At 73.4% G+C, this 5,355-nt stretch carries 3 protein-coding genes and 1 pseudogene; 2 read left to right on the top strand and 2 right to left on the bottom strand.

Annotated features, from left to right (window positions below):
* Nucleotides 1-247: pseudogene (locus I5E_RS08950) on the bottom strand (hypothetical protein); the annotation flags it as partial.
* Nucleotides 248-313: 66 nt separating this feature from the next.
* Between I5E_RS08950 and I5E_RS08945 the strand changes: the two are divergent.
* Both I5E_RS08945 and I5E_RS08940 read left to right on the top strand, forming a co-directional pair.
* Entirely contained in the window at nucleotides 314-859 is a 546-nt protein-coding gene (locus I5E_RS08945) for a cysteine hydrolase family protein (RefSeq protein WP_022906678.1), read from the top strand.
* A 32-nt stretch (nucleotides 860-891) separates the two neighbouring features.
* The gene (locus I5E_RS08940; protein WP_022906677.1) at nucleotides 892-1,671 is read left to right on the top strand and encodes an aldo/keto reductase; all 780 of its coding nucleotides are present in this window, start codon (nucleotides 892-894) and stop codon (nucleotides 1,669-1,671) included.
* Between the two features lie 765 nt (nucleotides 1,672-2,436).
* On the opposite strand, the gene I5E_RS08935 is transcribed toward I5E_RS08940, so the two are convergent.
* A partial coding sequence (locus I5E_RS08935; RefSeq protein ID WP_031261967.1) for a DEAD/DEAH box helicase occupies nucleotides 2,437-5,355 on the bottom strand: 2,919 nt, incomplete at its 5' end.

Here is a 5,355-nt window from a genome sequence, read left to right as displayed (position 1 = left end):
GCGGGTTCGCCTCGATGGTGGGCGCGTCGGACGCCGCGGAGGCGGTCGACGGGCCTACCGCGGCCTCGGCATCGGGTGTCAGTACCCCGGTGGTGTGGAGCGCGTACCCGCCGACGGCGAGTGCGAGGACGACGAGGACGGACGTGAGACTCGTGCGGGTGCGGCGTCGACGGGACGTCATGCGGGGGTGGGACTCCTGGTGGTGCGGTGGTGCGGGCCGGACGGCCTCGTCGATGATGGCGGACACCTCGGACATCGCCCCGGACCCCGGCGGAGGGTCGGCAGCCCGGCCCGCCGGAGTAGCGTCCACGAGGTGGGCACCGCACTCCTCGTCATGGACTACCAGAACAGCATCGTCGAACGACTCGGCACCGACGAGGCCCTGGCTGCGGCGACGGCAGCGGTCTCGGCCGCCCGCGAGCGCGGCATCCCGGTGGTCTTCGTGCGCGCGGCGTTCCGGCCGGGCGCACCCGAGGCCGCGCGCACGAACAAGATGTTCGGCGGGATGCGGGAGCGCATCGCTGCCCAGGCTCCGGGGGCGACCGACGTGCACAGCGCGTTCGGGGTCGGGGACGACGACCTCGCCGTGACGAAGCTCCGCGTCAGTGCCTTCGCCGGGTCGGACCTCGAGGTGCTGCTCCGCGGCCTCGAGGTCCGCGACCTCGTGCTCGCCGGGATCGCCACGAGCGGCGTCGTCCTCTCGACGCTGCGCCAGGCGGCGGACCTCGACTTCGGGCTGACGGTCCTCTCGGACGCATGCACCGACAGCGACGCGGAGGTCCACCGCGTCCTCACCGAGAAGGTCTTCCCACGACAGGCCGAGGTCGTCACCGTCGCCGAGTGGACCGCCTCGCTCTGAACCGTTCCGCGGGCACGGCGTAGACACGACGCATGACCGATTACGCGAACCCGTCCGTGTCCGTCACCGGTGGGTCGATGCCGCTCCTCGGCTTCGGCACCTGGCAGATCCCCGACGCTGAGGCGCCCGCCGCCGTCGGCGAAGCCCTGGCCGCCGGCTACCGCCACATCGACACCGCGACCGGCTACCGCAACCAGCGCGGCGTCGGGAGGGCGATCGCCGACTCCGGACTCGCCCGCGACGAGGTCTTCGTGACGACCAAGCTGCCGCCGGACAACGCCGACCGCGTGCGGCAGACCATCGAGGAGAGCCTCGACCAGCTCGGCCTCGACCACCTCGACCTCTGGCTCGTGCACTGGCCGCCGAACGGCGAGGCCCGTCCCGACGTGTGGGAGCAGGTCGTCCAGGCGCAGTCGGACGGCCTGACCCGTGCGGTCGGCGTCAGCAACTACTCGCTCCCGCAGATCGACGAACTCGTCAGTGCCACCGGGGTCACCCCGGCCGTGAACCAGATCAAGTGGAGCCCCGCCGAGTACGACGGCACCGTGGCCGACGGACTCGCGTCGCGCGGGGTCGTCCTCGAGGGCTACAGCCCCTTCAAGGCGAGCAACCTGCAGGACCCGACGCTCGTCGACATCGCCCGGTCGCACGACGCCGACAGCGCCCAGGTCATCGTCGCCTGGCACGTCGCCCACGGCTTCGTCGTCATCCCGAAGTCGTCGAACCCCGAGCGCATCCGGTCGAACGCCGCCGGTGCCCGGATCGAGTTGTCCTCCGACGAGGTCTCGGCGATCGACGCCCTCGCCCGCTGACCCGTGCTCGCGCGCCTCGCGCGCCGGCTCCCTTACGGGAGGTTGACGGGAGGCTGACGGGAGGCGCGGTGCGGGCCCGACCCGCGCCTCCCGTCCCGCGCGGCGAGGGTCCCGCCGCCTGGTGGCGGGGTCGCGCCCTTGTCACACCGCGCACGGTGCGGAGTTCGCCAGCGAGTGCGCGGCCGGCGGGTCGCACGGTGCTGCGCACGGCGCTGCGCACGGTGCGAGCTTCGCGAGCTGGTGCGCGGCTGCCCGCTTGGTGCGCGCCTGCAACGTCGCACCGAGCGGGCAAGCCCGCACGTGTTGACGGAGGCCGCACCGTGCGGTGCCCGCCGCGGTGCTGCGCACGGTGCGGCGTTCGCTGGCCGGTGCGCGGTCGGCGTGTCGCGCGGTGCTGCGCACGGTGCGAGGTTCGCCGGCTGGTGCGCGGCTGCCCGCTTGGTGCGCGCCTACAACGTCGCACCGAGCGGGCAAGCCCGCACGTGTTGACGGAGGCCGCACCGTGCGGTGCCCGCCGCGGTGCTGCGCACGGTGCGGCGTTCGCTGGCCGGTGCGCGGTCGGCGTGTCGCGCGGTGCTGCGCACGGTGCGAGGTTCGCCGGCTGGTGCGCGGCTGCCCGCTTGGTGCGCGCTTACAACCTCGCACCGAGCGGGCAAGCCCGCACCGGCTGACGGACGCCGCACCGTGCGATGCCGCGCCCGCGCACGGCCGGCGCCCACCCCGGCACCGGGCCGTCGCGCCGTCGCCCCGCCGCGCGGGCGCGCGTCAGCCCAGCAGCGAGCGGATGTCGTCGGCCGTCAGGTCCTCGGCGAAGAGGGCGTCGTCGTCGATCATCGTGCGGAACAGCTCGGCCTTCTTCGCCGCGAGCGCGAGGACCTTCTCCTCGATGGTGTCCTCGGCGATGAACCGCTGCACGTTCACCGACCGGGTCTGCCCGATGCGGTGCGTCCGGTCCACCGCCTGGTTCTCGGCAGCAGGGTTCCACCACGGATCGAGCACGAACACGGTGTCCGCCTCGGTCAGGGTCAGCCCGAAGCCGCCGGCCTTGAGGGAGATGAGGAACGCCGGGGCGGTGCCGTTCCGGAAGCGGTCGATGACCTCGGGGCGCCGCCGGGTCGAGCCGTCGAGGTACTCGTACCCGACACCGCGGTCGTCGAGCGCCGTGGCCACCATCCGGAGGAACGAGGTGAACTGGCTGAACACGAGGGCCCGGCGCCCCTCGGCCGCGAGCTGTTCGAGTTCGTCGAGCAGCAGGTCGAGCTTCGCCGAGGGAACGCCCCCGGACGCGTCCGACGCGTCCGACGACACCAGCGCCGGCGACAACGCCAGCATCCGCAGCAGCGTCAGCGACCGGAAGACGATCATCCGGTTCCGAGCGAGGTCGTCGATGAGGTCGAGGACCTTCAGCCGCTCCCGGTTCAGGGTGCGCTCGTACAGGGCGCGGTGCGCGGGGTCGAGCGTCACCCGGACGACCTGCTCCTGCTTCGGTGGCAGGTCGGCGGCGACGCTCTCCTTCGTCCGCCGGAGCATCAGCGGCCGGATCCGTCGACGGAGCCGCTCGGTGAGCTCGCGTCGGGCCGCCCCGCGCAGGTCGGGGGAGCCGAGCGGCTTCACGTAGTCGTCCCCGAACCGGGACCACGACGACAGCAGCCCCGGCGCGACGATGTGGAACAGGGCCCAGAGGTCGGTCAGCCCGTTCTCGAGCGGCGTCCCCGTGATCGCGAACTTCACCGGCGCCCGCAGGTCCACCGCTGCCCGGTGCGTCTGGGACTGCGGGTTCTTCACGAACTGCGCTTCGTCGAGCACGAGGGCCGCCCACGGCAGGTCGGTGTACGCCGGGGCGTCGAGCCGGAGGAGCGCGTAGGACGTGACGACGACGTCGGACTCGGCGGCGGTGCGCGCGACGAGCGAGGGGTCCTTGAGCGAGGTCGACTCGATCGTGGTGACCCGCAGCGACGGTGTGAACCGGGCCGCCTCGACCGCCCAGTTGCCGACGACGGAGGTCGGCGCCACGACGAGGAACGGCGGCGCGCCGGGGCCCGTGCGGGCGGCCGCGATCATCGTCAGCACCTGCAGCGTCTTGCCGAGGCCCATGTCGTCGGCCAGCACCCCGCCGACGCCGTGCTCCAGCAGGAACGACAGCCACGCGTACCCGGCGTGCTGGTAGGGACGGAGTTCGGCGTGCACGGTGTCGGGCACCGGGACAGCTGCGGGGGGTGTGGCACCGAGCAGCCCGGACGCGATCGCCTGCCACCGTTCGTCGTGCGAGGTCTCGTCGGCGAGCTGGTCGAACTCCGACCACAGTCCGGCCTGGAGCGGGGTGACCGTCATCGGCTGGTCGGGTTCCCACTCGTCGAGGTCGCGCGCCTCGTCGATGAGTTCCTTGAGCCGGTCGAACGCCGGGTCCGCCAACGACAGGTAGGAGTTGTCGATGAGCTTCATCCGCCGGTCCCGCTTCGCGAGCGCCCGGAGCAGCGGCGTGAACGGCACCTGCTTGCCGTTGACCGTCACGAAGATGCCGAGGTCGAACCAGTCGTGCTTGTCCGACGGCATGGTCGTGACGCGGATGTGCGGCCGTCCGCTCAAGCGTTCGTAGTCGACGCGTTCGCCCTGCACGATGGTGCGGACACCGAGCCCCGGCAGCTCCGGCAGCAGCTCGTTCGCGAAGACCGCGACGTCGGCGCCGTCGATCGTGCCGTCCTCGAACCACGCGAGTCCGCCACCGGGTCCGGTCACGACGTGGTCGGCCGAGGGGCCGGGAGGCGCGGCTCGGCCACCGTCGTCGGCCGCGGTCTCCGGGGGGCTCGCGTCCGCGGCGGGGCCGTCGTCGATCGCCGGCCCGCTGGTCGCGGCGCTGCCGCCGCCGTCGGCTGCGGTCGTCGGCGCCGGGTCGTCGGCGGCGCGCAGCCCGGCGAGGTCGGGGAGCGGGCCGTGCAGGGCGACGGGGTCCTTCCGGCCGTCGACGTGCCAGCGCCACTGCAGGTGCGCGCGGTCGTCCGTCCGCGGTGCCCGGGCCGGTTCGAACGTCACCGTGAGCACCAGCTCCGGCGGCGTCCGTTCTGGGAGCTCGACCGACCCGTCGGCGCTGACGAGGCCGAGTGCTCCGCGCAGCCGGGGCGACCAGTCGGCGAGGAACTCCGGGACCTCGGGCTCCGGCACCGTGATCCGCGAGCCCTCGACGAGCATCCGTCGCTGGTCGTCCGGCACCGGCGCCGGGGTCGGGGCGAACGCGACGTGGAACTCGGGGCTCTCGCGGAAGACGTAGACGCCGTGGTCGCCGATCGTCCGGGCGGTCCCCGGTGCCGCAGGGCGAGCGTCGAGGACCGCGCTCGCGCCGATCACCAACGCGCCGTCGTGCCGGGTGACGTCGAGCAGCACCCGGGCCTCGGCACCGAGCACGGCCCCGCCCTCGCGCTTGCCGGTGACGAACGCGATGCCGAGTCCCGGTGCCTGCGCGAGGAGCGGCCAGAGCAGTGGGCTCGCGAAGTCGTCGAGGTGGATCCAGTCGGCTTCCCCCGGCAGCCCGGCGAGGGCTCCGGCACGGTGGAGCGCGGCGAACTGGACGAACCACGCGTGCTGCTCGGGAGCGAGCCCGAGCCGGTTCATCGAGTAGGGGAGCGTGCCCCACGTCAGCTGCCCGCGCACCCAGTTGCCGGCGTCGCTGCGGGTCACCGGCCGACGCCG

The sequence above is a fragment of the Curtobacterium sp. B18 genome, from assembly GCF_000333375.1.
In the GTDB taxonomy this organism is placed as follows: domain Bacteria; phylum Actinomycetota; class Actinomycetes; order Actinomycetales; family Microbacteriaceae; genus Curtobacterium.
This window is presented reverse-complemented; position numbering and strand designations above follow the sequence as displayed.